The organism is Acinetobacter sp. UBA3025, from assembly GCF_002367915.1.
Classification (GTDB): Bacteria; Pseudomonadota; Gammaproteobacteria; order Pseudomonadales; family Moraxellaceae; genus Acinetobacter.
This window is the reverse complement of record NZ_DFDO01000065.1, coordinates 1-3,058: the sequence shown is the minus strand read 5'-3', so window position 1 is coordinate 3,058 and position 3,058 is coordinate 1. Positions and strand designations below refer to the sequence as shown.

General features: G+C 43.3%; 2 protein-coding genes and 2 pseudogenes. All 4 read right to left on the bottom strand.

Annotation, left to right across the window (positions count from 1 at the left end; translation table 11 throughout):
* Positions 1 to 707 (bottom strand): annotated as a pseudogene (locus B4J23_RS02685) (alpha/beta hydrolase); the annotation flags it as partial.
* Between the two features lie 124 nt (positions 708 to 831).
* The gene (locus B4J23_RS02680) at positions 832 to 1,782 is read right to left on the bottom strand and encodes an ABUW_2363 family tetratricopeptide repeat lipoprotein (RefSeq protein WP_004786208.1); all 951 of its coding nucleotides are present in this window, start codon (positions 1,780 to 1,782) and stop codon (positions 832 to 834) included.
* A 122-nt stretch (positions 1,783 to 1,904) separates the two neighbouring features.
* A complete protein-coding gene (gene cysE / locus B4J23_RS02675; protein WP_125278357.1) occupies positions 1,905 to 2,714 on the bottom strand; it encodes a serine O-acetyltransferase in 810 nt (269 codons plus the stop codon).
* Positions 2,714 to 3,058 (bottom strand): annotated as a pseudogene (locus B4J23_RS02670) (tRNA (cytosine(32)/uridine(32)-2'-O)-methyltransferase TrmJ); the annotation flags it as partial. The gene cysE and the pseudogene B4J23_RS02670, both read right to left, overlap by 1 nt.

Genomic DNA, 3,058 nt, shown 5'->3' with positions numbered 1-3,058 from the left:
CCAGAGAAGTTCATGTTATAGGTCGACATTAACTGTTCAATTGGCTGATTCTTGAGCTGGGGGAAATTGTCCAGATTAATGGTATAGACGCTGTTGCCAACCTGCAGACGTTGACCGGCTTCTTTAGTTTTATAACGTTCCGCGTAGATCTGGATTAAATGAGCAATTGCCAGGTTATAAAAGTCACGAATCTGAACTTGTCGGTTGTCGAAGATCCGGTCCTGTGGTGCACGTTCAGTCTGAAACAGATAGGCATAACTGTAGCGGATACTTTTATCCAGCATTTGTAACTGCTGTTCCTGACATTTTTGCAGGTTCTGGGTTTGCAGTTGCTGTTTTTCTTCAGATCGGGTCTTAGCCAGAGCACTGGTTTTACATTCAGCCGATTTACCCAGCTGGAGTGATTTAGCTAGATATAATTCACTCGATGTTGAAAGTAATTGCTCATCCAGAATCTGTGGAATTTCTTGTAGCTCTTTCACACATTCTTCTGGATTATTTTCACAGACTTGTGCTTCACGTCCGGTCATGGACAGGACATTCAGACTGGCTTCACTCAACTTATCGCGTGTAAGAATGCTATCGCGTTCATTATTGATGGTGACATTAATAGCCTGCTCTTTAACACTCACCACCTGACAGCCACTCAGTACAGCTGTCATGAGTACAGTGCAAAGTAATGCTATCTTATTTATTTTCTCGTGCATAAAGACTTTGAACACTCATTTAAAATTATAAAGCTTGATAATGCTTTGTATTTTACTAATTTTTTCCCATAAAAATAGACCGCCGGAGCGGTCTATTTGTAATATTATGAATCTGAAATATAGCTTATTGTGCTGGTGTAGGCGCAGGGGTTGTTGGTGCAGGAGCGGCTGTTTGCATGACTTGCCATACGTTCCAGCGACCCTGTTTTTCAATTTCCTGAATCAGACGATCAGCGACTTCAGCTTCTTGCGGATATTTAATTTTGTAATTATTCAGAACCTGAACAGCGTTCTTTTTATTCTCCATGGCAATGTAGTTATTTGCCGCAGATAAATAAGCTTCTTGAACACCCGCCTGCATTGCCTTGTCCAGATACTGAATTGCTTCGCGGTGACCGCCACCTTCAGACAGACCAAAGCCAAACCAGAAGTTTGCTTCAGCATCATCCTGGTTGATACGAAGAATGCGCTGTGCATAGGTCATTGATTTGGTGGTATAGATAGAACCTAAATCAAGATTACGTGCCATAACGCTGGCTTTAAATGCACGCATTAATACATCAAATGAAGCATTTGGACGTGAAGCTAAAGTATCCAGCTGTTGAGAAACTTCGCGAAGTTTTGCTTCAAAACCACGGCGTTCCTGACGGTCGCTAAAGCGGGGTGGATAATGACGCGCTTTACCTTCTACCATCTGCAAGAAATCATCGATTTCAGTAATGTCGATTTCATTTTCATTGGCAAGTGCTGCATAACGCATACTGCGTGTATTGCTATCCACCATCGGGATAATCAGCTTGTTTACATCTAGGGTTAACTGTTTAGACGGATCTTTAGGATCAGTCACCACCATTTTTGTCACTGGCTGCGCAGCGGCTTTTTGCAAATGTACTTCAAATGGAGGTGGTTCGTTATAGTTAAATGGATTTAAAGCATAAAATGGCGGAGTAAGTTCAGGTTCAACAAAAACTACCTGATCAGCTGGTTTCTGTTCTTGTTTGCTTGAGGTCGGTGCCATAGAGCACGCCGTCATGGTAAAAGCTAAGCAAGCAATTGCTAAGGGCTTCAAGGTCATAATATCCGTCCATTCATGTTATTTTTTAAAACATCTATTCAAAAAATGCATGATCGTCAGTCTATGAAAAGTGCTGCGATCATGCAAGCAAATGCGTGTTACAAAAGAATTACGATTTATAGTCAGGCCTTGGACTGACTGGTTTGTGCTTCGCACTCACGGCGCGCATCTTCCAGAATTTTAAGTTCTTCCTTGCTAAATGGCTGTTCATTCAACTGATTTTTCTTAAAAGTCGGGTCAAGCAAAGACAGGCGATTGCACAATGTATTCATGCGTTTTTCATTTTGTTGAATACGGTCAAGTAGAACACGCATACCTTCAAGAATCGGGTCTGTCTGATCCTGTGTAGTTGCATAAGGCTGGAAACCAATGCTTTCAGCATAATCACGACGACGTGCTTCAGCATCATCTCTCGGCTGATCTTTGGTGATAAAGCGCGCTGGGTTGCCGACCGCTGTGGTATTCGGTGGAACTGCTTTGGTAACCACAGCATTGGAACCAACCTTGGCATTTTTACCTACAGTAAAAGGTCCCAGAATCTTGGCACCTGCACCAACGACAACACCATCTTCCAGAGTCGGGTGACGTTTGCCTTTATTCCAGGTGGTACCACCCAAAGTGACGCCATGATACAGGGTGACATCATCGCCAATTTCCGCAGTTTCGCCAATCACAACGCCCATGCCATGATCAATGAAAAAACGTTTACCAATCTTGGCGCCCGGATGAATTTCGATACCTGTTGCAAAACGGCTAAAAGAGGACAAAACACGCGCTGTACCTTTACAGTCTTTTTTCCATAGCTCATGTGCCATGCGATGCATAATCAGTGCATGGATGCCAGGGTAGGTGGTTAAGACTTCTAAAGTATTGCGTGCTGCAGGATCGCGCGCAAAGACAGCTTGGATATCTTCTTTGAGCTGTTTTAGCATTAGTTTTGATCCTCATCCTGTTGTGATGTATGGGAAGATTTTTTCCAGGTGCCGTTATTCAGTGCCTGAACACGAGTGAAAATACCACGAAGTAAGTGATATTCCATACGATCTAATTGTATACGTCCGAAAAGGCGACGCAAGCGTAAAGGAAGTAATCGTGGGTTTTTTGGATCCATAAATTCAATTTCTGCCAGCATTTTTTCCAGATGCGGGTAGAACTGTTCCATCTGTTCATGGGTCACCAGCGGTTCATCCCACTCCATTTCAATGCCATCAATGACCTGCATGGTGGCTTTAGCATCACGTGGATGTTCTACCTGATCCAATGCAGCCATACGCCT

What these genes read in the sequence shown, in the direction of transcription:
- B4J23_RS02680 (WP_004786208.1), bottom strand. Translation starts at nt 1,782, where the DNA reads ATGACCTTGAAGCCCTTAGCAATTGCTTGCTTAGCTTTTACCATGACG.
- cysE (WP_125278357.1), bottom strand. Translation starts at nt 2,714, where the DNA reads ATGCTAAAACAGCTCAAAGAAGATATCCAAGCTGTCTTTGCGCGCGAT.